The sequence below is a fragment of the Erwinia endophytica genome (genome assembly GCF_009295515.1).
In the GTDB taxonomy this organism is placed as follows: domain Bacteria; phylum Pseudomonadota; class Gammaproteobacteria; order Enterobacterales; family Enterobacteriaceae; genus Erwinia; species Erwinia endophytica.
Genome location: NZ_RQVV01000024.1, coordinates 1 through 24,416, shown reverse-complemented (window position 1 = coordinate 24,416; position 24,416 = coordinate 1). Strand labels below are relative to the sequence as shown.

Here is a 24,416-nt window from a genome sequence, read left to right as displayed (position 1 = left end):
TTTGAGATATTCATTGTTTTTAAACGAAATCATGATGCACTCAAAAAATATCCGACTAAATAAAGCAATTACCACGTACAGTATTGCAACGCCTACACTTCCATTAATCAGACTTAGCACGCCTGCACCAATGAAAATAATCATCGTGATTATGTATATTGCGAAAATGATCTTAGGTGTTATTAATTTATTAAACCCCATAAAAACAACCTCCCTTGCTGTGAAATAGATAACCAACTGACGTACTGATTATATATCTGCAATAATTAAAATTGCAGAAAAAGGCTAAAAGCGTTTTTGAACAACACCAGCAATAACCCTAACGGGATGAGACTGTGACCAAATCGAATCATAAGAACAATAAAGGCCACCCCAATGAGCATACACAGATATGCCATGCAAGTCACTGAACACCATCTCAACGTACCACAGCTTGAAATATGCTGTAGGTATCATTTTATTCTGAGGTAGTCGAATGGTCAGTCATGTTCAATTTGCTGCCCCCCCGTAAACACGGCTTTATCATCAGAGGAGGCCGCATCGCCTGACTTTCCAGCGACAATGCGAGCCCGAAGTGTGATAAAGCGCGTAAAAACATCATCAACGGTTAACAGGCTTACATTACTGTCGGGAGCTTCAATGACCTCGCATGGCACACCCCATGGTCGCCAAAACCAGGCATCACTATTGCCAAACATTGCCACCGTGGGAATACCCACGCCACTGGCAACATGCAGCGCACCGCCATCACTGGTCACTATTTGATCGCACAACGACATGGCAGCCATTAACTCTCTAAGATTTTTAGTGATGACGGGGGTCAGAGACACGTTCTCACATGCCTGAATTATCTGTTGCGCTTTTTCATCATCACCGGGATGTTCTTTATTATCAGCAGCCCCAGGCGCCCAAAACAACAGGAAATGACAGTTCTCTCGCTGACTCATTTTATGAATCAGCTCAACAAATTTTTCAGCCTGCCAGCGTTGCAGGACCTTCCTTGCACTTATCTGCACACCATAAATCGGCACGCCCTCAGGGAGCATAAGCCGTAATACCATGGCATTTATTTCATCCTGAGTCACATAAAGTTCAAGTGGCCCCGGCGCGCTACTAACCCCAACAGGTTTAGCCAGTTGAGCCAGGAGCTCAACGATGTGGCAGTGTTCCGTTGGTACTGGAATAGGGTCTGTGATGATCGGCGGGGGATTATCGCCAACCGCTATAATCCTTTTCGCACCCGCTATCCTGGCCCATTGCAACGGGCGTTTATCCCAGTGTTCACGTGCAATGATCGCAACATCATATTTAGCACACCGGATATCAATATACGTTTTTAGACGACGAAGAATGACGCCAATAGCAGACTGGCCCGGTTTGCGGTGATGCAATTTGCTATAAAGGTGGATACGACCAACATGTGGGTTGTTGTCGAGGATAGATTGATTATAGCTATTAACCAACAGATCAATTTTGCAGTTAAAGGACTTAGCCAATGTTGCAATGAGAGGAGTGGTCAGGATCAAATCACCAATATTGTCCCGGCGAATAATCAGTATTTTCATTTTATGTCCTTAATGTCGGCTTAACGTTTTTCTCGTCCAGTCACGTTATCAACCGCCCTCCCCCAAGACAGAAAACCGGATGTTTTCTGTCCAGCCGCGGCAAATCAAATCAACCGTCTGCACGATAAACTTTTCGCTTACAGCAAATCCAGTTGCTGGTTCTGATCAGGTTTAGCTTTACTGCTGGTTTTGCGCTGCTTTTCAGCTGGCTGCGGGCGTTGCATTTCCTGATGGATCCAGTGTAGTAACACCTCCACAACCCAGGCTTGCTGGTCTTCGGTCATGGGCTGCAGCGGCGGAATATTATGCCATTTACTCAGGCAACCACGACAACAGGTCGCCGTGGCATGCTGGGCAATAAAGACCGGATGTCCACGCATTGGCGTTTGTTTGCCATCGTTAGCGGGAATGGCTGGCGCCAGTCGCGCTTTAATAAACTCGGCGGCATGTTGCCGGATCTGCACTTCCCCTTTTTTCAGGCAGTACTGATACTCCGCGTTTCCAAGATGAAAACGTTGCCTGAAAGAAGAACGAGACAGTCGCCGGAAAAGATCATCAATGGTCACGACGATACAACGTCCATTCTTCCACTCGCTCACCGCCAGACAGTGTACAGTAGCCAACCTGTCCTTTATCCGTATTCACGATATCCAGTTTCCCCCCCTGCTTTATGCACCAGACTGAGGCCGGATTCGCCATACCGACTTTCGCTGGGGCAGCCGATTTTTCCGCCGGATCTGAGCATCCGCTCGCCGCAGTGAAACACAGCAATAAAATGATTTTCTTCATGGTTCTCCTGATGAGAGGAGAATAATATCTCCCCTTTTATTGCACGCAAATCAAATTTCGCAGAAAGTTTAATACGTTGAACTTCACCCTAAATTGACTAAGATAAGCGTTATGCTCACGCCAACAAAGGATTTGTACGGATGCTGGCCACATTTACCCTGAGACTGACCCGCAGTGTTAGCAAGTTCCTGCTGCCGGATATCCGTGCGTTGATACCCGCAGAGTCCATCCAGTTTTTCTCCAACGAACTGGACGAGGAGTGGCATTATACTCTGCTCTGCGTTCGCAACGATAATAACTGCTCACTGGCTGTCTCCGCTCTCCTGATCTGGCGCCAGCTAAAACGGATCCATAAGTTGGTATTCAGCACCCCGCTCTTGCATAAAGATGTTTCTAACAGTAGCCCTGCAGAACTGTTCACCTTGCTAAAAATCCCGGGTGCGGTATTGTATTTGTCCTGACAGTCAATTATTGATGCGAGTAAGCATCGCTCCGTTACTGACACCAATACCCCGGCAATCAACTGACGCAATAGATTAAAAAATCAAGAAATACGCTTTCCTGCCGCTTTTAACTATCAGATGTTCCTTAGCCTGCAATTTGATTTTGCGCTTCCAGTCACGTTATCCTCGCCGCTCCGGCATCGTAAAAAGCCGATAAAACACATTGGAACTGCTTTAACACAGGGAAAAAATCAGATGTATCAATATATTCTCAAGTGGCTTACGACCTTCGATTTACCTTATGCGCCGGTGATCGCCCTGTCTGCCATCATCGGTATCATTTTAGTTATCTCACTCATTGTCCATGGTTTACTGCACAAAACCGCACTACCTTTCCTGCGCCGCTTTGCCGCAAAATCATCGCGTCAGTGGCCACAAGCGATAATCGATACCAGGCTGTTCAGCCGTGTTGTACTGCTGTTGCAGGGCATACTGCTGCAAATCCAACTGGAGATGTTCCTGCAAGGCCATGAACCATTATTCAGTATGCTGATGGTGATAAGTCAGGTATGGATGATGATTTTTGCTCTGCTGATATTCTTTTCGTTGCTCGATCTGGTTCTGGGCATCTCGGAAAACAGCAGTTTCGCCACTCAGTTACCACTGCGTGGAATTTTTCAGAGCCTCAAGCTGATCGCCGCCTTACTGGTAGCGCTGATGATCATTTCCGTGCTGATAGGCAAATCCCCCATGGTGCTGTTGACCGGCCTGGGCGCGATGACGGCGGTGCTGATGTTGGTGTTTAAAGATCCTATTCTCGGTCTGGTGGCGGGTATCCAGCTTTCTGCCAATAATATGTTGAAGCTGGGCGACTGGCTGGATATGCCGAAATACGGCGCGGACGGCGCGGTGACAGATATCGGCCTGACCACGGTAAAAGTGAGAAACTGGGACAATACCATTACCACTATTCCAACCTATGCGCTGATTTCAGATTCGTTCAAAAACTGGCGCGGAATGGCTGAATCTGGCGGTCGCCGCATCAAACGCAGTATCAATATTGATACCACCAGTATCCGTTTTCTTAACGACAACGACATTGCAGAGATGCAACGGGCACAACTGTTGACGCCGTATCTGGCAGGCAAAAGTGAAGAGGTGGCGGCGTGGAACACCAAACTGGGCTGCGATCTGAGCACCCCGCTCAATGGTCGCAGGATGACTAATATCGGTACTTTTCGCGCCTGGCTGGAAGCCTGGCTGAAAGCACATCCACACACGCACAAAGATATGACGCTGATGGTACGCCAGTTAGCGCCGGGAGCAGACGGCTTACCCGTGGAGATCTATGTGTTCACTAACACCACTGCCTGGCTGGAGTATGAAAAAATTCAGTCTGACATCTTCGACTATATCTTCGCGGTACTACCAGAATTTGGCCTGCGAGTTCATCAGACGCCAACCGGTAACGATCTGCGTCATATGCGGCTTGCCAGCGCCAGCAACGGATAACCACACAGCCTGACAGCAAGAACAGGTGAGGAATTCATGCACCACGGACGGCGCGGTCAGGAAGACGCCGTCCTGATCTTTCCTCAGCGGCAATAGCGACTTAAAAAATCAAAACACGCTATTGGCTGCGAAACAGCGGCTCAGCAATCCCCGCCACCTCGACCCGGACAGCAAACACATCGCCGGATTGCGGATACTCGGCCAGCTCCTGCGCTGAACGCCCCTCACGCGAGCTGGTAATATACAACGTTTTCAAATCTTCGCCGCCAAAGGCTACCATGGTCGGCCAGCGCACTGGCAGGGGGATCTCATCGACTATCTCGCCGTTTGCCGGGTTCAGGCGGATAACCCTTGCGCCATCAAACATCGCCGCCCAATAGAAACCTTCACTGTCCACTGCGGCACCATCCGGTACTCCCCCCTGCTCCTGCACAAAACGTCGCAACACCTCGCGGGGACCAATTTCACCCTGCTCATCCATTGGGTAACGGTACAGCACGCCGTTTGGCGTATCACTGTGGTACATCCAGCGGCTGTCAGGTGAAAAAGCCAGCCCATTAGAGATCTTGACATCGTCTGCCTGCACCGTCAGCAGCAGATTTTCATCCAACCGGCACAACGTCCCCCCATTGCGATCCTGCGGTTCCCACAGGCTGCCACACCAAAAGCGACCAAAGCGGTCGACGCGACCATCATTAAAGCGACTACGTGCCGCGTCTCCGGGATTGGGCGCGACTCTGCTGATTATCTGTCCTTCGCTGTCCAGCATGCACACGCCGCTCCGCAGCGCTGCGACAAAACCACCGTCTTCTTTCAGGCCAAAACAACCAATGTGCTCCGCCACCGGCATCACCTTATGCTGTCCGTTTCGGGGATCGAAACGATGCAACGCCGGAGCCAGAATATCGACAAAATAAAGCGCCTGCTCACGGACCGACCAGACCGGGCATTCGCCGAGTTCCGCCTGTGCCGCCAGTACATTGTCAACCTGATAGCGCATGATTTCTCCTTATTAATAAATAGCAGACCGAAGTTTGACGCATAAAACGACACATCCCGGCGATAAATAACCTCCCCAGTCGCCGCTGGCGATTATCCTGATATTACCGTGTTATTTACCCCAGCAATGCCCGACAGTGAAAGCGCTCCTGATCTTTAGGGTTATAGATAAGTATGGCGATAAACCAGAGCAGAATCACAACGGGGACAACGAACGTGACAATCGGAGTTTGATGAACGACTACTCACTCTAATAATGAGCAAACGCATCAGGAGAAAAACAGGCGAGGTTTTCTCGCCCATTTTTATGTTCAACTTTTAATACTGTAATTGCATTGGTACCAAATGGTCATTAATCCGGGTAAACGACTTTTCTGCGGCTTAATCGGATCTACTTTATCAAACCCACGTTCTGTACAGTAGCGTTCCACATTCTGCGCTAAAGCCTGTTTATTGACGGTGGTAGGATTAAAACGATACTGCACAGAATTTGCCGCAGGATCTTCGTCAACTTTCTCGAATGCGCCAGGCTTGCTGGAAGTACAGGCGGTTAATATCAGTACGACCAGTGCCAGTGAGCCTGTCATGAGTTTGTTCATTTTTTCTCCTTTCTCACGGAGATTATGATATCAACCCCACCGACTTCCTCCATCGGAATAGGCTGTATTTGCACATTTTTTACGATATAAATGCAATATGTTCCAATAACGTCAACAAAGTAAATCGCCTGAAATATTTTGGAAATAAACGCGGCAAAATAAAATGTTTTGGCACATATCCATGCCGGACAAGCGGTTTCACTGACTGTCGATGCCCTGCCCGGCATGACGCTACGTGGTCATGTTGACAGTATCGCGCCCGCCGCCGGGTCGACTTTCGCCGCGGTAACCGCCGATAACGCCACAGGAAACGACACCAAAGTCGTGCAACGTCTACCGGTTAACATCCTGCTGGAACCCACTCAACCCAGGCTGGATCGCCTGCGTGTAGGCATGTCAGTGGTCCCGGTGATTGAGCGTTCTGATCGCGGTAATATCCTAAAATAATGGCCTTTATTTTGCAGTAGCGCGGGGTAAATTGGGTGGGTGTTTTTTATCTGATGCTATAAATAACACTGGCAGGAAAAACGTGGGCAGGCCTGGCAACCTGCCCTTTGTTGTCACTCAGCGGCTTCGCGGACACTGACTCCCGGCAGAATGCCATCGGCGCGAAACATCGCTTTAATCCCTCTTATCGCCTGACGAATACGATCGCGGTTTTCAATCAGCGCAAAACGCACGTGCGTATCACCATAGTCACCAAAACCAATCCCCGGCGACACACAGACTTTGGCTTCCTGCAACAAATGCCGGGCAAATTCCAACGATCCCATCGCGGCATAGTGGTCAGGAATCTTTGCCCAGACATACATTGAGGCTTTCGGGATCTCAACCATCCATCCAGCTTCATGCAACCCTTTCACCAGTACATCGCGACGGCGTTTATACTGTTCCGCAATGTCACGGACACACTGTTGTTCACCTTCCAGTGCGGCGATAGCCGCCACCTGCAAGGGAGTGAAGGTGCCATAATCGTGATAACTTTTGATCCGGGCCAGCGCAGCCACCAGCTCTTTATTACCGACCATAAAGCCGATACGCCAGCCCGCCATATTGTAGCTTTTAGACAGGGTAAAGAATTCGACCGCCACATCACGAGCACCAGGCACTTGCATAATTGATGGCGCCGTCCAACCATCATAAACGATGTCAGCATAGGCCAGATCATGAACAACCAGCACGTTATACTGCTTCGCCAGAGCGATCACTCGCTCAAAGAAGTCCAGTTCCACACACTGCGCGGTCGGGTTGGAAGGAAAACCGAGGATCATCATCTTCGGTTTCGGATAGCTTTCACGGATTGCCCGCTCCAGTTCGTTGAAAAAGTCGACGCCAGCGACCAGTGGGACGGAACGAACCTGCGCTCCGGCAATCACCGCGCCGTAAATATGAATCGGATAACTGGGATTGGGCACCAGCACCGTGTCGCCATGATCCAACGTCGCCAACATCAGATGCGCCAGCCCCTCTTTCGAGCCGATCGTGACGATAGCTTCGGCCTCCGGGTCGATATCCACCTGATAACGCTCGGCATACCAGCGTGAAATAGCACGCCGCAGACGGGGAATACCGCGTGAGGTGGAATAACCATGCGTATCATCACGCTGCGCGACAGAACACAGTTTTTCCACAATGTGCGGCGGCGTTGGTCCATCCGGATTCCCCATACTGAAGTCAATAATGTCTTCACCACGACGGCGCGCAGCCATTTTCAATTCGGCGGTGATATTAAACACATAAGGGGGAAGGCGTTCAATGCGGGAAAAACGACGAACGGAGCTGTTGTCAGCCATAGGATCCTCTGATTTACGTTAGCGCCCGGACCGTCCGAGCGACGCTGACCAGAAACTGGTCGAAGAATGAACATAACGTATCAGATGTTGGACTGTCGAGAGCCGTGGAATAAAATAACTTTATTTATCGAAATACAGCCTGCCAAACGCCCAATCGTTCACCCATTGGCCACATAACAGATAATTATCCCGAAAGGTCCCTTCAAGCTGAAAACCATTCTTCTCCAGCACCCGCCGTGAAGCCCAGTTGCCTTCCACCACCTGTGCCTTAAGTTTGTGGAACTCACACTGCTTAAACAGGTAATCCACTAATACACCAAGCGCTTCACTACCGTAACCTTTACCGAAATAGTCGCTAAGCAGCAAATAACCGACCTCCGCCTGGCGATAAGGCACCCATTCAGCATTGACGCCAATCAGCCCCACGGCTTCACCACTGCTTTGCACGCGGATCGTCAGGCACAACATATGAAAACTGGTGACCTGCCACGGCATCAACCGATCAGCAAACCGCTGCCGGATATCCGCCAACTGCGGCACACTACTGATGAATTTCATGCTGACGGGATCAGTATGCACACGGCGAAAGAGTTGCCAGTCTTCCGGCTGCAAACGGTCCAGCCGCAGCCGTTCAGTAATCAGTCGCATGGTGTCCTCACCAAAAGGGAAATACCCTGAAATTTATACCTGCTAATTTCCGCTTTACCTGTTTACGTTGCATCATCCTCACACCACCAACACACAATAAATTCCCCAGGCTCCTTGCGGAGACAGTGAGGTACATTAACCATGGCGATCATAGTCAGGAATGTGGCTCCCTCCCGTGCTCCAGTAATAAGACTGGGTCGCCGTGAGAATGACGATATTGACAGGGAGAAGCAGGCTCTGTGGTGCCGGAATGCTCCGGCACCACAGGCGCTGACTTACAGCACGCGGCCCAGTGTCTGACGCAGGTGCGCACCCGCCCCCAGCAGACCGGGTTGATCGTGGGTTATCAAATAAACCGGGATGTTATGGACATAATCTTTGAAGCGCCCTTTATCTTCAAACGCAGCCCGGAAACCAGACGCTTTGAAGAATTCCAGGAAGCGCGGGACGATACCGCCAGCGATATAGATACCGCCGAAAGTGCCAAGATTCAGCGCAAGATTGCCGCCAAAACGCCCCATGATCACACAGAACAGCGCCAGTGCGCGACGGCAGTCAGTGCAGCTATCATCAAGCGCCCGTTGAGACACATCCTTCGGTTTGAGATTTTCCGGTACCCGGTCATCTGATTTAACAATCGCCCGATAAAGGTTAACCAGTCCCGCGCCTGACAATACCCGCTCAGCAGAAACATGCCCAAGTTCCGCCCGTAGCACTTCAAGAATCAGGTCTTCTTCATCACTGTTGGCGGCGAAATCCACATGCCCGCCTTCGCCCGGCAGACTGACCCAGCGTTTGTCAACATGCACCAAATGCGCCACGCCAAGTCCGGTACCTGCGCCATAAACAGCTATGGGTTTATCTTTCACCGCTTCCTTGCCACCAAACTGCATCACATCCTGGTCAGATAACATGGGGATGGCCATGGAAACTGCGGTGAAATCGTTAATGATCTCCAAATGTTCAAAGCCAAGATGTGCTTTCATTTTACTGGTCGAGAAAGCCCAGTCGTGATTAGTCATCTCAACCCAGTCATCCGTTATTGGGCACGCAATCGCAATACAGCCATCGGTAATCTTCTGTTTCTGCTCATCCAGATAGCAACGGATCACGGCTTCAAGGCTGTCGTAGTCTGCTGTGGAGAACGTTTTGGCTTGTGATAGGGCTCCGTTCTCAACGTCACACAGCGCCAGACGGGCATTGGTTCCGCCGACATCCCCTACCAAAGCATACTGAGTCATTATTGTTTTACTCCGCTTACGTCATTTAGGCCCATAATAAATATCCCCCACTCAAACAACAACGCCCACCTTATTCAGGATGAGCGTAACATCACACTGCGATCCCGCCTACCTTACCTGTCCTGGTAGTCATTGCCCACGGGCATCAATCTGAAATCTGTTACCTCGCGTTGTTGTTCGCGCGATGATAGTGTTTGATGTAACCGTATACACTATGATGCTTCCATGTTCCCGCACAGGATTTTTTGATGCTATATCAACCTGATGAAAAACGTTACCAGACGATGCATTATCATCGTTGTGGCCACAGTGGTCTGCAACTGCCCGCCATTTCTCTCGGCCTGTGGCACAACTTTGGCGACAGCACCCGTGTCGATAACAGCAGAACCCTGTTACAACATGCTTTTGATAACGGTATCACGCATTTTGACCTCGCCAACAACTATGGTCCTCCTCCGGGCGCGGCTGAAACAAATTTTGGCCGTATATTGCGGGAAGATTTTCATGCCCTGCGCGATGAGCTGATCATCTCGTCAAAAGCGGGTTACACCATGTGGGACGGCCCTTACGGCGACTGGGGGTCACGCAAGTATCTGGTTGCCAGCCTTAATCAAAGTCTGAAACGCATGGGGCTGGACTACGTGGATATCTTCTATCATCATCGGCCGGATCCACAAACACCGCTGGAAGAGACCATGACCGCACTGGACCATCTTGTGCGCCAGGGCAAAGCGCTGTATATCGGCCTGTCCAACTATCCCGCAGAACGGGCAGATGAAGCCATTTCTATTCTGCGGCAGTTGGGTACCCCCTGCCTGATCCATCAGCCAAAGTATTCGATGTTTGAACGTGCGCCGGAAAACGGCCTGCTGGACGTGCTGAGTAACGAAGGGGTGGGCTGTATTGCTTTCTCTCCGCTGGCTGGCGGCATACTGACCGATCGTTATCTGCAAGGTATTCCGCAGGATTCACGAGCGGCCAGTGGCAGTAAATTCCTCACTGACACGCAATTGACGCCAGAGAAAATGGACAAAGTGCGGCAGCTTAACGCGTTGGCGCAACAACGTGGCCAGAAACTATCGCAGATGGCGCTGGCCTGGGTGCTACGCGACAACCGCGTCACCTCGGTGCTGATTGGCGCCAGTAAAACCAGTCAGATCGATGATGCGGTCGGTATGCTGCAAAACCGGGAGTTCAGTCAGGCGGAACGGGAACGAATTGATGCCATCCTCTGTTGTTAACAACATTGTTATTGGCAGTCATTACAGTCCCATTGCCATCGCGACTAACAGGTAAAGGTTCAGTGCGACGACGATAACCACAATCACCTTGCCGCTAACTTGCATCAGCGGCGAGTTAACCATATCGCCCATCAGCAGACGGTTACCAGTGAAGGACAACAACGGGATCAATGCGAGGGCGATACCAAAACTCAGCAACACCTGGCTCATTAGCAGGATCCGCGTCGGTTCCCAGCCAGCCATAATCACAATAAAGGAAGGCAACATCGTCACCATCCGGCGTACCAACAGCGGAATATGCGCATGGATAAATCCCTGCATCACGACCTGTCCGGCCATCGTTCCGACAACCGTGGAAGAAAGCCCCGCCGCCAGCAAACTCAGACCAAACACCATCGCCGCCGCCCGCCCCAGCAACGGCTCAAGCGTCAGATAAGCCTGGTCGAGTTCAGCGATTCCGGTGTGGCCGCTAAAGTGAAATGCCGCTGCCGCCGTCGCCATCATCGCCAGATTGACAAACCCGGCAATCGTCATCGCAATCGCCACATCCAGTTTGGTAGAGGAATAGTGCTCGGCTCGCGTACCGCCATCCGGACTTTGCGTCAGCGAAGAGTGCAGATAAATCACGTGTGGCATAATGGTCGCACCCAGCACCCCGGCAGCCAGCAACACCGCATCCGCCGTCGGCAATGAAGGCACCGCAAGGCCGGTCATCAGGTCACTAATCTTCGGCTGAGAGAAGAACAGTTCAATCACATAAGCGGCCGCCACAAACAGCAACAATCCACCAATGACCAGTTCCAGCGGCTTTTTTCCTCTTCTCTGTAGCATCAGGATCAGAAAAGTCACTACGCCGGTCAGCACCGCTCCCTGCAACAAACTGACGCCAAAGAGCAGTTTAAAACCAATCGCCGCACCAATGAATTCGGCCAGGTCGGTCGCCATTGCAATAATTTCAGCCTGCACCCAGTAAAACCACACCACCGGGCGAGGAAAACGGTCACGGATATGCTCGGCCAGATTTTTGCCGGTAGCGATACCGAGCTTGGCTGCCATTAACTGGATAACCATGGCCATAATGTTGGCCCAGACCACCACCCACATCAGCTTATAGCCATAGGAAGCGCCCGCCTGGATATTGGTGGCAAAGTTACCGGGATCGATATAACCGATAGCCGCGATGAAAGCAGGCCCCATCAGCGCAAACTTGATTTTTCGGGAACTACGGAGCGTTTGCTCTGTAGTATGGCCTTCAAACATGGTGATACCTCTGCCCATACACTTAATGAGGATAGTGTCTTTTAGTTGATAATGATTATCAAGTGCATTTAAATTGATTATTGTTATCGCTGTGATAGCCAACACTAAAAAACATAGCATTGGCTATACTTCGGGACAAGAGTTTTTCAGACAACAAATGAGCAACATCATTTACTCCAGGGTAAAAAACAGGCCCTCACAAACTTCCGTTTTTTTTAAAAAAAATCCCAGGAGTGTGACCGAGAAGAACATTCCCTGAATCCAATGATAGGGAATTATTATATTGAGGCGTTGATCTCGTATTTCTGTAACTTGTTACATAGAATGTGCAGCGAAATATAACAGCCTTCAAATTTGGAGCAATCATGTCCCGCATTCTACATTTTGCTTTGGCGCTGGTGGTGGTGACGTTGCTGGCCTTGCTGGCCAGTAATGATCGCAAAAACATTCGCGTACGTTTTATTGTTCAGCTTCTGGTCATTGAAGTCCTGCTCGCCTGGTTCTTCCTGAACTCAGAAGCCGGTCTCGGATTCGTAAAAGGGTTTGCGGGTCTGTTCGACAAGCTATTGTCTTATGCCTCCCAGGGGACAAATTTTGTTTTTGGCAATATGAACGATAAGGGGCTGGCCTTCTTCTGGCTGAACGTCCTTTGCCCTATCGTGTTTATCTCGGCGCTGATTGGTATTTTGCAGCACTTTCGCATCCTGCCCGTGGTTATCCGCGCAATCGGGACGGTGCTGTCGAAAATCAATGGTATGGGGAAACTGGAATCTTTTAACGCGGTAAGCTCGCTGATTTTGGGACAATCAGAAAACTTTATCGCCTATAAAGATATTCTCGGCAACATGTCGCAACGGCGGATGTACACCATGGCAGCAACAGCCATGTCGACGGTTTCTATGTCCATCGTCGGGGCATACATGACCATGCTCCAGCCGAAGTACGTTGTGGCAGCACTGATCCTCAACATGTTCAGTACCTTTATTGTACTGTCGTTGATCAATCCATACCGGGTGGAAAACGAGGAAGATCTGAAGCTGGGCAATCTGCACCAGGGGCAGAGCTTCTTTGAAATGCTGGGAGAATACATCCTCGCTGGTTTCAAAGTGGCGGTGATCGTCGCAGCCATGTTGATCGGTTTTATCGCGCTTATCTCCGGAATTAACGCGTTGTTTGATACCATTTTCGGTATCAGCTTCCAGGGGGTGCTGGGCTATGTGTTCTACCCATTTGCCTGGGTAATGGGCGTACCCGCCAGCGAATCGTTACAGGTTGGCAGCATCATGGCGACCAAACTGGTATCAAACGAATTTGTGGCGATGATGGATCTGCAGAAACTGGCCGGGCATTTGTCACCACGCGGAGAAGGCATCCTGTCGGTGTTTCTGGTGTCCTTTGCCAATTTCTCATCTATCGGGATTGTGGCCGGTGCCATCAAAGGCCTGAATGAGGAACAGGGTAACGTGGTTTCCCGCTTTGGTCTGAAGCTGCTGTACGGATCCACGCTGGTCAGCGTGCTGTCTGCTTCTGTCGCCGGTCTGGTACTGTAACCCGACAAAGCGATTACCGTGTGTCTGCGCCAGGCACACGGGTCACCTCCCTTTTTAAGGCCGCGCCAGCCCCAGATGATGGCGTAGCGTGCTGCCCTGATAATCCTGTCTGAATGCCCCACGCTTTTGCAACTCGGGAATAACATAATCAGCAAAATCATGCAGTGAAGCAGGCATATCCGCCGGCATCAACACAAAACCATCACAGGCCCCGGCCTCTACCCATGCCATCATCTCCTCTGCGATGCTCTCCGCGGTACCCGCCATAACCTGAAATGACGCGCTCGCCGCATAGGCCTTCGCCACTTCAGACAGCGTTTTTCCTTCTTTACGGGCCTGAGCAATCACGTATTCAAAACGTCCCTTGCTGCCGCTGATCAACGGGAAAATATCCGGAAACAACGCATCAGGATCATGCTGTGACAAGTCATAGTTCATACTCGCCGACATAAAGCTCAATCCCGCCAGCGGATTGACCAATTCGTCCAACAATCGTCGCTTTTCCTCCGCCTCTCGTTGCGTGGCGCCAACGATGGGCATAACGCCCGGTAATACTTTACAGGCGTCCGGCATCCGACCCAACGTGGCCATTTCCGCTTTGAATTGCTGGTAAAATTGCCTCGCCCGTTCACGATTTGGCTGCACAGTGAAGATCACTTCAGCCACCCGGGCGGCGACGGTTTTGAAGTCCTGCGAGACACCCGCGAGGATCTGTACCGGCCTGCCCTGTGGCGGGGCCGCTACGGTCAGTGGACCTTTGATCTGGAAATGTTCGCCGTGAAAGTGGGTATAACTGACCTTTTGCGGATCGGCATACACGCCGCTGTCTTTATCTGCCAGCAATGCTCCTGGCTGCCAGCTTGCCAATAACTGATGTACCGCATCGATAAATTCCCCCGCCCGCTGATAGCGTTCCTTATGCCCCAAATGCTGCTGTCTGCTGAAATTACGGGCTTCACCATCGTTGGTTGACGTCACGGCATTCCACGCCATTCTGCCGGCGCTGAAATGATCGAGGGTGGCGAGGGTGCGGGCGGTGTGAAAAGGTTCACCATAAGTAGTTGAGACTGTCGCCCCCAGCCCAATCCGTTCGGTAAACAGACTGAGGGCAGTCAACAACACCATCGGCTCAGGGCGCGCATAACCGGGCCGATACTGTATAGTGGCCGCAATATCGTTGCCGTAAATATCATCCACCGACAGTTTGTCGGCAATAAAAGCGAAATCAAACTTCGCCTCTTCCGCTTTCTTAACCAAACTCAGCCAGGTACTGAGCTGCATCGGGTCGTGATTCTGTGCCTCAGGATGGCGCCAGCCGCCTGCATGCAGCCCGGTATCGCTGAGATAGAGCGCTAAATGCATATTATTGATCCTGAGACAGACTGAGATCGATAAAAGACGCGGCGGTCAGCGGTTTGGGGATCAGGCCATTTTTCACGTATCGATCGGCGGTATTTTGCTGTATCGCCAGCACCTGTTGCTGATTGCTGTCCACCGTATTGATCTCACGCTGCACCTTGGCCAACGCCACGTCCTGTGGAATACGCAACAGTTTGCTGATCGATGCCGCATAAGCCTGCGGATGCTTTTCACCCCAGGCGCGGGCGCGGGTCAGCCGCTGCGTAAAATCCGCCAGTTCAGAACGTTTGTTAGCAATCGCGGTATTGCTGGCGACCAGGTAGCTAATGGCGGGATAATCTTTACCATCAACAAGGATCCGGGCGCCAGACTGGTGAGTGGCAAAGGAAACGTAAGGCTCCCAGGTTGCCACCGCATCCACCCCGCCCTGATCAAGCACTAACGTTGCTTCAGCTGGCGTGGTGAACACAAAATTAACCGTCCTGGGATCCACCCCTGCTTTCGTCAGTACCTGTAGAGCGAGATTATGGCCGGAGGAACCTTTTACGGTGGCAACGCGTTTGCCGACCAGATCCTTCACTGAATGGAGCGGACTGCCCTTCCTGACGATGATCGCATTACCGGCATATTGCGTTGCCAGAATACCTTTGGCATCCAGCCCCGCCGCGACGGCAAAGGTCAGCGGCGCATCGCCTACCGAGCCCGCATCAAGCGATCCGGCGCGCATCGCTTCCAGCAACGGTGCGGCATTGGCGAATTCATGCCATTCCAGGGTGTAAGGCAGATTATTCAGCTCGCCTGCGGCTTCGAGGATGGCTCTGGCGTTCCCACGCTGATCGCCGACAGAAAGGGTGCCCGCCGCCAGCGCCGATGCGGAAAAAACCAGACTCATCAGACCCATTAACGATAAACGGTACATCTTCTTCATGCGTTGTCTCAATCAACGAAAAACCTGAGACTAGCATCTTCTTTTTTAGAATCTAAATGCGTTTTATGTGGAATGTTTATACTAAAAATACATATACCAGCCAGTGAACAGTTAGCTGTTTTTTTGCTTACTAACGCAGATTTATGCATTTCACAGCGCACGCCTTCAACAGTAGGGTTTTCTCTTCAGCGCCGATACACCTACACACACATCGGAGAAAACCTTATGAGTATCCAGTTTCTAGGCATGATTGGTCATCGTCTGGCTTCAGAGATCATTCCCGCCAGCGGCCCTTTGTTTAATAAACAGTATATTGCCGACTTTGCCTGTGCCCATGAACAGGCTGGTTTTGACCGGGTACTGGTGGGGTACTGGTCGGATCAACCTGACGGTTTTCTGGTCACCGCCCACGCCGCCGCACAGACATCAACACTAAAATTCCTGCTGGCGCACCGTCCGGGTTTTGTCTCCCCAACCCTCGCGGCCCGTAAACTGGCTACACTTGATCAATTAACCGATGGTCGCCTGGCGGTACATATCATCAGTGGCGGCAATGACGCCGAACAGCGCCGTGACGGCGACTTCCTGGATAAAATCCAACGCTATGAACGCACCGATGATTTCCTCAGCGTATTGCGCCAAAGCCTCTCATCGGAACAGCCATACGATTATCATGGCCAGTACTATCAGGTTGAGCAGGCATTTTCTGCGGTAAAACCACGGCAATCCCGTCTGCCGATTTATTTTGGCGGCTCCTCGCCGGAAGCGATCAACGTGGCGGCGCGCCATGCCGACGTTTTTGCCCTCTGGGGCGAACCACTGGCTGGCGCCGCAGAGACGGTGCGTACGGTACGGGCCGCCGCCGCCCGACATGGTCGACAGATTGGCTTTAATATTTCCTTTCGCCCCATTATTGCGGCGACGGAAAAAGAGGCCTGGGAAAAAGCAGAATATATCCGCGAGACAGCCCGCCAAAAACTGCTTGAATCCGGTCATGATTTCGGTCTGCCTAAACCACAGAGTGTCGGTGCACAACGTTTGATGGCTGCCGCCAACGAGGGAGAAAGACTGGATAAAAACCTCTGGACCGGTATCGCGAAACTGGTGGCAGGCGGCTATAACTCCACCGCCCTGGTGGGAACCGCGGATCAAGTTTCCGATGCCCTGCTGGACTATTACGACCTCGGTATTGAAAGCATCCTGATCCGTGGGTTCGATCCACTGAACGACGTAGTGGAATACGGTAAAGAGCTTCTCCCGCTGACTCGTGAGAAAGTCGCGGCGCGCCGTGTGGCAAGGAGCGCCTGATGCGTCTGATGTTGTTGCTCGCCGTTTTGTTGTCGGCTATCACGACTTCTGCTGGCGCGGCAGAGAAAGTGACTCTGCGATTGGGGGATGTCAAAGGTGACCGTTTTATTTCACTGCGTGAATCCGGACAACTGAATAATCTGCCTTACGACTTAAAACTGACCGCGTTTGATTCCGGCGCCCCCGTACAGGAAGCCCTGAATGCAGGCGCGCTGGACGTTGGCTTTACCGGCGACCTGCCTTTTCTGTTTGTTTACGCGGCAGGCGCGCCGGTAAAAGCAGTCGGGGCCTGGCAAAATAATCCCGACAGTATCGCCCTGCTGACCCGCTCTGATTCCGGTATTCATAGTCTGAACGACCTGAAAGGTAAACAAATTGCCGTTAACCAGGGCGGTTGGGGACATTATCTGTTACTCGGTTTGCTGGATCGCGCCGGACTGAAACCCTCCGATGTTACACTGCGTTTTCTCGGCCCGGTCGATGGCCGTGCCGCCCTTGCCAGCCATGCGGTGGATGCATGGGCGACATGGGAGCCTTATGTCTCTTCCGCGGTGGTGGTGGATCAAGACATACTGGTGCCACAGGGCGGTGGAAAAGGGATCCTCTCCGGCTATTCGTATGCGCTGGCACGGGAAGACGCACTGAAAGATCCGCAGAAACGCCAGGCGATCGCCGACCTGCAAGCCAGACTGGCCAAAGCACAAGTTTGGGCGTCTCAGCATCCTGAAGCCTTCGCTCAGGCACTGGCGAAATCATTGGATATGCCGGAAAAAATCACCCAACGTTGGATAAGCAGCGCACAGATCCGTCCGGTGGATTTCACCCCGAAGCTGGCGGAGACCCTGCAGCAATCCGCCGATTTCTTCTATAAAAAACATGTTCTGCCGAAAGCGATCAACGTACAGAATGCCTTTGACTACAGTCTGGCGGCACAGGCCAATCAGATAGCGGACAGCCAGGAGACAAAGCATGAGTGACGTACAGCACCAGCGCCTGCGTGAATTTGTCGGCGACCTGGCGGCATTGCTGGACAGCCAGCCCAGTGAAGCGGAAATCCTTGCCCTCGGCAGCCAACGATTAGCCCAATTGATTCGCCACGATGACTGGCTGGAGGAAGCATTTACTCGTCCCAGCCCACAGCGTTACCAACAATATTTACTGTATGCCGATGCCCGCCAGCGTTTTTCCGTGGTGAGCTTCGTCTGGGGACCAGGGCAGTCCACGCCGGTACACGACCATCGGGTATGGGGACTGATAGGCATGCTACGCGGCGCGGAGATTTCACAAAATTTCCGGCGTGATCCGCTCGGCCACCTGCATGAACAAGGTGAGCCCGTACGGCTTAATCCGGGTGATGTGGAAGCGGTTTCGCCCAACATGGGTGACATCCATCGCGTCAGTAACGCCTTCGATAATCAGACCTCGATCAGTATTCACGTTTATGGCGGCAATATCGGTGCGGTTAAGCGGGCCGTTTATACTGAAGATGGCCATGAAAAACCGTTTATCTCAGGCTATAACAACGCCTTTTTACCTAATATCTGGGATCTCTCACATGGCTGAAACGTTTGCTCACCGCCGTTATGACCAACTTCGTCATGCGCTGTTAACCCGCCAGGAAGTGGCACTGATCGACGTGCGCGAAGAAGCACAGTATGCCGAAGGGCACCCTCTCTTCGCCGTGAATATTCCGCTCTCGAAACTGGAAATCGAAATCCTGAATCGTGTGCCGCGCTTCGCCACACAGATAACGGTCTACGATAATGGCGAAGGGCTGGCGAAAATGGCGGCAAGCTGCCTGAACGCGCTGGGGTACACCGATGTCGCCCTGTTAGCAGGGGGACTAAACGGCTGGCGTGAAGCAGGCGGCGAACTGTTCATCGATGTTAATTCACCAAGCAAGGCGTTTGGTGAGCTGGTTGAACACCGCCGTCAAACCCCTTCGCTACCGGCAGCAGAGGTACAAAAACTACTGCAAAGCGATGAGCCCGTGGTAGTACTCGATAGCCGTCGTTTTGATGAATACCAGACCATGAGTATTCCCGGCAGCGTGAACGTGCCGGGCGCAGAGCTGGTGTTGCGAGTCAGAGATTTGGTTCCCTCGCCCACCACTAAAATTATTGTCAACTGCGCAGGCCGAACCCGCAGCATTATCGGTACACAGTCGCTGATCAATGCGGGGATCCGCAATCCCGTGTGGGCGCTGAGAAACGGTACCATAGGCTGGACACTGGCAGGACTGCAACTGGAACATGGGCAGTCTCGTCGTTATGGCGAAGTGAGTGAAACGGCACTGGCGCAGGCGGCACGAAACGCGCGAGAGGTAGCAGACCGGGCTGGCGTCAACCGCATCACGCTCCCCCAATTGCAAACGTGGCAACAGCAGGGAACGCACACGATTTATCTCTTTGACGTCCGCGATGCCAGTGAGTACGCCGAAGGCCACCTGCCGGGTTCCCGTCACGTCCCCGGTGGGCAGTTAGTGCAGGAAACAGACCATTATGCCAGTGTACGCGGCGCAAAAGTGGTGCTGATCGACCGTGAAGGTGTGCGCGCCAATATGAGCGCCTCATGGCTGGCGCAAATGGGCTGGGATATCGCAGTGCTGGATGGGCTGACAGCGGATGACTTCAGTGCCAGAGGGGCCTGGGTACCCGAAGTGCCACCGCTGCCTGCGCGGGAAGAGCTCGAACCGGCGCAACTGGCCGGGCTGCTGGACGCCGGGCAGACCCAGGTACTGGATTTCACCACTAGCGCCAATTATGTTGCCGGTCATATTCCGCGAGCCGCATGGCTGACCCGCGCCTTGCTGGCCATTAAAGGAGCGCAGGTGCTGCCTGAAGCTGAGCGCTACGTGGTGACCTGTGGCAGCAGCTTACTGGCTCGTTATGCCATTGATGAGGTGGCCGCGCTGACGGGTAAGCCAGTAGCCGTACTGAAAGGAGGGAACGCCGCCTGGAAAGCCACAGGGTTGCCTCTGGAACAAGGCGAAACCCGGCTATTACAACAGCGAAATGATCGTTATCGTCGCCCGTATGAAGGCACCGACAATTCAACACAGGCGATGCAGGCTTATCTGGACTGGGAATTTGGCCTTATTGCACAACTGGACCGCGATGGTACGCATGGTTTTAACGTGTCATTGTAAGCAGCGTAACCGCCACAGCGGGCAGAAGCGATTCTGTCCGTTTTTTTATTCGCGACAAAAACAAAAAAACTCCGCCGGAGCAGAGCTTCTACAGATAATCTGAATGGTGGAGATAAGCGGGATCGAACCGCTGACCTCTTGCATGCCATGCAAGCGCTCTCCCAGCTGAGCTATACCCCCACAACAAAAAACTGTTTTCCAGAACCAAATCACTGAGGTCGATTTGGTGGAGATAAGCGGGATCGAACCGCTGACCTCTTGCATGCCATGCAAGCGCTCTCCCAGCTGAGCTATACCCCCGAACCGAAAAACCTTGTCATCCTGACGGCGGGGATAATATGAAACAGCGTCGGTGGTGTCAACGGCAAATTGTTAATCTGTGGTTGATCGCTGAAAAAGCCGTCAAAGCACGGTATAAACGCTCTCTCCCTCCTCACCCAACGAAATAACTTCGTACATTATTGATGCTTCACATCTCATCATTCGGGACCACGCTGGCGGAATATCATCCAGAGGCCATGCTGGCACGATTCAAAAATGTCAGCCGTTTTTATCCTGTAACTTAAATTATTTTGGCTCTATATCAGGTTCAGACAAGCTAAAAAAAAGATGAAACGTTCAACGACAAAGTGTTACCCCTGCTATCCGTCACAGATAGCAACAATAATGTAAATATATGGTTAATTATATCTCTCCATGACGCTTGTTTTTGTTAATTTCCCGTGCAAAACTGCCCGCGTTACCGGATGCCGGACCCTGCTCAGCGCTGGACGTGTGCGTTCTCCATGTGACGGATCCGGACATTCTTTCTTTTACCAGACAACATCAGAGCTATTATGTCCTTGCATTCACCGAAAGAAATCGCGGCGGTCGCTATTCAGTCTGGCGTCGCCAAAAGTCATTTATCCATTTTTTCATTATTGATCCTCGGTTTCCTGGCTGGCGCTTTTATCGCCATCGGATTTCTGTTGGATATTCACGTGATCAATCAATTGCCTGCGGAATGGGGGTCCTTTGGCGGCCTGTTAGGCGCGGCGGTATTCCCGGTGGGGATTATCCTGACCGTCCTGGCGGGAGGCGAACTGCTGACCGGCAATATGATGACCATGCCCATTGCCTGGTTTGCCCGGCAGATCAGCGGCTACAGCGTGTTGCGTAACTGGTTCTGGGTGACCCTGTCCAACTTTATCGGCAGCATTGCGGTAGCGTGGTTTTTTGGTCACCTGTTGGGCATGACCGAAGGCGATTACCTGAAGAAAAGCGTGGCCATTGCCAACGCCAAAGTTCAGGCTGATTTTATGCATGCATTCATTTCCGGTATTGGCTGTAACTGGCTGGTATGTCTGGCAACCTGGCTGGCGTTTGCCAGTAAAGATGTGGTGGGAAAAATCTTCGGCATGTGGTTCCCGGTCATGGCGTTCGTTGCTATCGGCTTCCAGCACGTGGTGGCGAATATGTTCATTATCCCTGCCGCTATCTTTGCCGGTCAGATGAGCTGGGCTGATTATTTACCTAACTTTGTTGCCGTATTTTTAGGAAATACTGTCGGTGGCGCCGTGTTTGTCGGTCTGGCCTATTACATGGCCTGGCGGCCACAAAACCAGTCTGTTCCTGCCTCCCGTTAATTTTTTCCCTCTGTCGTCAGACAGAGGGATCGCTTTCCTGAGCTAAGTCAATGATTAGTCCTTCCTGTTAGTTGTTCATACAACAATTTCCTGTAATATGTACCCGTTACAAATAAACGCAAAAAGGATATTGCTTAATGAAAAAGGAATGGTTAACGCCAGAAGAACTGGCGCAGGAAACGGGTTTCAGTCGGCAAACCATCAATAAATGGGTAAAGAAAGAGCAATGGACGACGGTACCCAAACCCGGTGTTCAGGGTGGTAAAGCCCGGATGATCCACATTGATGAAAATGTCAGAAACTTCCTAAAGTCAACTCGCCACGTTGCCGAGCCAACGGCAACTTATCGCGTGACACAAAACTCCCTTCCTGCACTTCTGATGACATCCATTCAACAAATGAACACGGAAGAGCAGGAACAGCTTTATGCGTTGCTGTTACGTGAAGGTATACAAGGCATGCTTCTCAGACTGAATATCAAGCAGACTGAGAAGTAAAAAAACCGGCCTGTCGGCCTAATGCCGGTCACTTAAGGTGACCGGCATTGTTTTTAATTAAAGAGATATGTGTTGCGTTTTTTCTTCTCCCTTCCCTGTTTCTTCCCACCCGATCGGTCAGACGCCCCTTAAACGATCGACATCAGGCAGGTCAGTTAGCCAGGGATCAGGCCTGGGCTTCGCGCTCAGTAATATAAGCCAACGCTTTCTCAATACGGGCAACGGAGCGGGATTGTCCTATCGCCTGTACCGTCACATCCAGCGCTGGAGACTGACCCGCCCCAGTCACCGCCACACGCAGCGGCATCCCAACTTTTCCCATGCCAACCTCCAACTGATCGGCAGTAGTCTGGATGGCATGGTGAATGTTTTCCACGGTCCAGTCAGTGATGGCGGCCAGTTTGTCACGCACCACTTCCAACGGCTGACGTGCAACCGGACGCAGGTGTTTTTTGGCGGCATCGGCATCAAACTCTCGGAAGTCTTCATAGAAATAGCGACAAGAAGCAGCCATTTCTTTCAGCGTTTTACAACGCTCGCCCAACAGTTTAACCAACTGTGCCAGTTCAGGGCCCGTGCGGGTATCAATGTTTTCCTGCTCAATATGCCACTGCAAGTGAGTAGCAACATATTCCGGCGCCAGAGTATTGATGTAGTGGTGGTTCAGCCACTGCAATTTTTCAGTGTTGAAAGCACTGGCGGATTTACTGACAGCCTCCAGGCTGAACAACTGCGTCATTTCTTCAACGCTGAAGATTTCCTGGTCACCGTGGGACCAACCCAGGCGCACCAGATAATTGAGCAGCGCTTCTGGCAGGTAGCCATCGTCACGATACTGCATGACCCCTACCGCACCGTGGCGCTTGGAGAGTTTTTTACCATCATCGCCAAGGATCATCGAGACATGGGCATAAACCGGCACCTTCGCGCCGATCGCTTTCAGGATATTGATCTGACGCGGCGTGTTGTTGATATGATCTTCACCGCGGATCACATGAGTGATTTGCATATCCCAGTCATCAACCACCACACAGAAGTTATAGGTTGGCGAACCATCGGTACGGCGGATGATCAGATCATCCAGTTCCTGATTGCTGAACTCGATTGGGCCACGGATCTGGTCATCAAAAATAACCGAGCCTTCCTGCGGATTACGAAAACGCACCACGCAAGGTTCGTCATCTGCATGATGTTCGTGGCTGTCTCGGCAATGGCCGTCGTAACGTGGCTTCTCATTATTGGCCATCTGCGCTTCACGCAACGCATCCAGACGCTCTTTCGAACAGTAACATTTGTAAGCCGTTCCCGCTTTCAGCATGTCGTCGATAACCGCGTTGTAGCGGTCAAAACGCCGGGTCTGGTAGTACGGGCCTTCATCCCAGTTGAGACTCAACCAATTCATACCATCCATAATAGCGTCGATGGCCTGCTGAGTAGAACGTTCGAGGTCCGTATCTTCTATACGCAGCACAAACTCACCGCCGTGATGGCGGGCAAACAGCCAGGAATAAAGCGCGGTACGAGCGCCGCCAACATGCAGGTAACCAGTTGGGCTCGGTGCGAAGCGGGTTTTGATTTTCATTAACAGCTGCCTTAATTACGCTATTAGAATCGGCCATCGCCGGGGAGGTCTGCTCAAGACCAACAGAAAGTGGGCGACATTCTACCATCTGAAGGCGAATCCTCAACGGCATTCCCCGGCTTCAATACCGTCTTTGCCGGGAAAGACCATCGCAGAGCACTGTTTTTGCACAAAACCACTACATCCTGTTTAATTTTAAGACGAACGCACATTTTCGTTTTAAAAACCGTTGACTCATTTCCCGTGTTCCCTATAATGCGACTCCACACAGCGGGGGTGATTAGCTCAGTTGGTAGAGCATCTCCTTTACACGGAGGGGGTCGGCGGTT

At 51.7% G+C, this 24,416-nt stretch carries 22 protein-coding genes, 2 tRNA genes and 1 pseudogene; 11 read left to right on the top strand and 14 right to left on the bottom strand.

All coding sequences use genetic code 11. The annotated features are described in order from the left end of the window. Nucleotides 1-479: 479 nt before the first annotated feature. From EH228_RS08100 to EH228_RS08090, 3 genes are all read right to left on the bottom strand, one after another. The gene (locus EH228_RS08100; RefSeq protein ID WP_152321177.1) at nt 480-1,565 is read right to left on the bottom strand and encodes a glycosyltransferase family 9 protein; all 1,086 of its coding nucleotides are present in this window, start codon (nt 1,563-1,565) and stop codon (nt 480-482) included. A 137-nt stretch (nt 1,566-1,702) separates the two neighbouring features. Further along, complete coding sequence (locus EH228_RS08095) at nt 1,703-2,137, bottom strand: DUF4186 domain-containing protein (RefSeq protein WP_152321314.1); 435 nt, start codon at nt 2,135-2,137, stop codon at nt 1,703-1,705. Further along, nucleotides 2,121-2,354 carry a putative hemolysin gene (locus EH228_RS08090; protein ID WP_152321176.1) on the bottom strand — a complete coding sequence of 78 codons (234 nt, stop codon included), beginning with the start codon at nt 2,352-2,354 and terminating at the stop codon, nt 2,121-2,123. Before EH228_RS08090 ends, EH228_RS08095 begins: the two co-directional genes overlap by 17 nt. 140 nt (nt 2,355-2,494) lie before the next feature. Here EH228_RS08090 and EH228_RS08085 point away from each other — a divergent pair, with 140 nt between their 5' ends. Together EH228_RS08085 and EH228_RS08080 are read left to right on the top strand one after the other, a co-directional pair. Next, the gene (locus EH228_RS08085; protein WP_152321174.1) at nt 2,495-2,815 is read left to right on the top strand and encodes a hypothetical protein; all 321 of its coding nucleotides are present in this window, start codon (nt 2,495-2,497) and stop codon (nt 2,813-2,815) included. Nucleotides 2,816-3,052: 237 nt separating this feature from the next. Next, on the top strand, nt 3,053-4,309 hold the full coding sequence (locus EH228_RS08080; protein ID WP_152321172.1) for a mechanosensitive ion channel family protein: 1,257 nt from the start codon (nt 3,053-3,055) through the stop codon (nt 4,307-4,309). 118 nt (nt 4,310-4,427) lie between these two features. Here EH228_RS08080 and EH228_RS08075 read toward each other — a convergent pair whose 3' ends face one another. Further along, the gene (locus tag EH228_RS08075) at nt 4,428-5,309 is read right to left on the bottom strand and encodes an SMP-30/gluconolactonase/LRE family protein (RefSeq protein ID WP_152321171.1); all 882 of its coding nucleotides are present in this window, start codon (nt 5,307-5,309) and stop codon (nt 4,428-4,430) included. Between the two features lie 310 nt (nt 5,310-5,619). Beyond that, complete coding sequence (locus EH228_RS08070; protein WP_152321169.1) at nt 5,620-5,907, bottom strand: hypothetical protein; 288 nt, start codon at nt 5,905-5,907, stop codon at nt 5,620-5,622. A 168-nt stretch (nt 5,908-6,075) separates the two neighbouring features. On the opposite strand from EH228_RS08070, the pseudogene EH228_RS08065 reads away from it, so the two are divergent. Continuing rightward, nucleotides 6,076-6,354 (top strand): annotated as a pseudogene (locus EH228_RS08065) (HlyD family secretion protein); the annotation flags it as partial. A 113-nt stretch (nt 6,355-6,467) separates the two neighbouring features. Here the strand turns inward: EH228_RS08065 and alaC are convergent. The 3 genes from alaC to glk all read right to left on the bottom strand — a co-directional run bounded on the left by alaC (nt 6,468) and on the right by glk (nt 9,589). Beyond that, entirely contained in the window at nt 6,468-7,700 is a 1,233-nt protein-coding gene (gene alaC, locus EH228_RS08060) for an alanine transaminase (RefSeq protein ID WP_152321168.1), read from the bottom strand. A gap of 120 nt (nt 7,701-7,820) precedes the next feature. Then, entirely contained in the window at nt 7,821-8,348 is a 528-nt protein-coding gene (locus tag EH228_RS08055; RefSeq protein ID WP_152321166.1) for a GNAT family N-acetyltransferase, read from the bottom strand. A 275-nt stretch (nt 8,349-8,623) separates the two neighbouring features. Continuing rightward, the gene (glk, locus tag EH228_RS08050) at nt 8,624-9,589 is read right to left on the bottom strand and encodes a glucokinase (RefSeq protein ID WP_152321165.1); all 966 of its coding nucleotides are present in this window, start codon (nt 9,587-9,589) and stop codon (nt 8,624-8,626) included. 248 nt (nt 9,590-9,837) lie between these two features. On the opposite strand from glk, the gene mgrA reads away from it, so the two are divergent. After that, nucleotides 9,838-10,830 carry an L-glyceraldehyde 3-phosphate reductase gene (gene mgrA / locus EH228_RS08045; RefSeq protein WP_152321164.1) on the top strand — a complete coding sequence of 331 codons (993 nt, stop codon included), beginning with the start codon at nt 9,838-9,840 and terminating at the stop codon, nt 10,828-10,830. A gap of 21 nt (nt 10,831-10,851) precedes the next feature. Here the strand turns inward: mgrA and EH228_RS08040 are convergent, their stop codons facing one another. Beyond that, nucleotides 10,852-12,090 carry an Nramp family divalent metal transporter gene (locus EH228_RS08040; protein WP_152321162.1) on the bottom strand — a complete coding sequence of 413 codons (1,239 nt, stop codon included), beginning with the start codon at nt 12,088-12,090 and terminating at the stop codon, nt 10,852-10,854. A 365-nt stretch (nt 12,091-12,455) separates the two neighbouring features. Between EH228_RS08040 and EH228_RS08035 the strand changes: the two genes are divergently transcribed. After that, complete coding sequence (locus EH228_RS08035) at nt 12,456-13,640, top strand: NupC/NupG family nucleoside CNT transporter (RefSeq protein WP_152321161.1); 1,185 nt, start codon at nt 12,456-12,458, stop codon at nt 13,638-13,640. Nucleotides 13,641-13,694: 54 nt separating this feature from the next. Here EH228_RS08035 and EH228_RS08030 read toward each other — a convergent pair whose 3' ends face one another. Together EH228_RS08030 and EH228_RS08025 are read right to left on the bottom strand one after the other, a co-directional pair. Continuing rightward, entirely contained in the window at nt 13,695-15,002 is a 1,308-nt protein-coding gene (locus EH228_RS08030) for an LLM class flavin-dependent oxidoreductase (protein WP_152321159.1), read from the bottom strand. Between the two features lies 1 nt (nt 15,003). Beyond that, nucleotides 15,004-15,927, bottom strand: coding sequence for an ABC transporter substrate-binding protein (locus EH228_RS08025; protein ID WP_240116255.1), 924 nt, complete (start codon nt 15,925-15,927; stop codon nt 15,004-15,006). Between the two features lie 225 nt (nt 15,928-16,152). On the opposite strand from EH228_RS08025, the gene EH228_RS08020 reads away from it, so the two are divergent. From EH228_RS08020 to EH228_RS08005, 4 genes are read left to right on the top strand one after another with little or no spacing between them, the layout of a single operon-like run. After that, entirely contained in the window at nt 16,153-17,235 is a 1,083-nt protein-coding gene (locus EH228_RS08020; RefSeq protein WP_152321157.1) for an LLM class flavin-dependent oxidoreductase, read from the top strand. Continuing rightward, nucleotides 17,235-18,212 carry an ABC transporter substrate-binding protein gene (locus EH228_RS08015; protein ID WP_152321156.1) on the top strand — a complete coding sequence of 326 codons (978 nt, stop codon included), beginning with the start codon at nt 17,235-17,237 and terminating at the stop codon, nt 18,210-18,212. The genes EH228_RS08020 and EH228_RS08015 overlap by 1 nt, the downstream gene beginning before the upstream one ends. Then, the gene (locus EH228_RS08010) at nt 18,205-18,798 is read left to right on the top strand and encodes a cysteine dioxygenase family protein (protein ID WP_152321155.1); all 594 of its coding nucleotides are present in this window, start codon (nt 18,205-18,207) and stop codon (nt 18,796-18,798) included. Before EH228_RS08015 ends, EH228_RS08010 begins: the two co-directional genes overlap by 8 nt. Beyond that, nucleotides 18,791-20,383: a rhodanese homology domain-containing protein gene (locus EH228_RS08005; protein WP_152321153.1), complete on the top strand. Its 1,593-nt coding sequence runs from the start codon at nt 18,791-18,793 to the stop codon at nt 20,381-20,383. The genes EH228_RS08010 and EH228_RS08005 overlap by 8 nt, the downstream gene beginning before the upstream one ends. A gap of 104 nt (nt 20,384-20,487) precedes the next feature. Here EH228_RS08005 and EH228_RS08000 read toward each other — a convergent pair. Together EH228_RS08000 and EH228_RS07995 are read right to left on the bottom strand one after the other, a co-directional pair. Then, nucleotides 20,488-20,563: transfer RNA gene (locus EH228_RS08000), tRNA-Ala, on the bottom strand. A 44-nt stretch (nt 20,564-20,607) separates the two neighbouring features. Further along, nucleotides 20,608-20,683 (bottom strand) — tRNA-Ala (locus EH228_RS07995). Nucleotides 20,684-21,219: 536 nt separating this feature from the next. Between EH228_RS07995 and EH228_RS07990 the strand changes: the two genes are divergently transcribed. Next, the gene (locus EH228_RS07990; protein WP_152321152.1) at nt 21,220-22,008 is read left to right on the top strand and encodes a formate/nitrite transporter family protein; all 789 of its coding nucleotides are present in this window, start codon (nt 21,220-21,222) and stop codon (nt 22,006-22,008) included. A 137-nt stretch (nt 22,009-22,145) separates the two neighbouring features. Next, nucleotides 22,146-22,505 carry a YfeC-like transcriptional regulator gene (locus tag EH228_RS07985; RefSeq protein ID WP_152321151.1) on the top strand — a complete coding sequence of 120 codons (360 nt, stop codon included), beginning with the start codon at nt 22,146-22,148 and terminating at the stop codon, nt 22,503-22,505. Nucleotides 22,506-22,671: 166 nt separating this feature from the next. On the opposite strand, the gene gltX is transcribed toward EH228_RS07985, so the two are convergent. Beyond that, a complete protein-coding gene (gene gltX, locus EH228_RS07980) occupies nt 22,672-24,087 on the bottom strand; it encodes a glutamate--tRNA ligase (protein WP_152321150.1) in 1,416 nt (471 codons plus the stop codon). Nucleotides 24,088-24,416 lie beyond the last annotated feature (329 nt).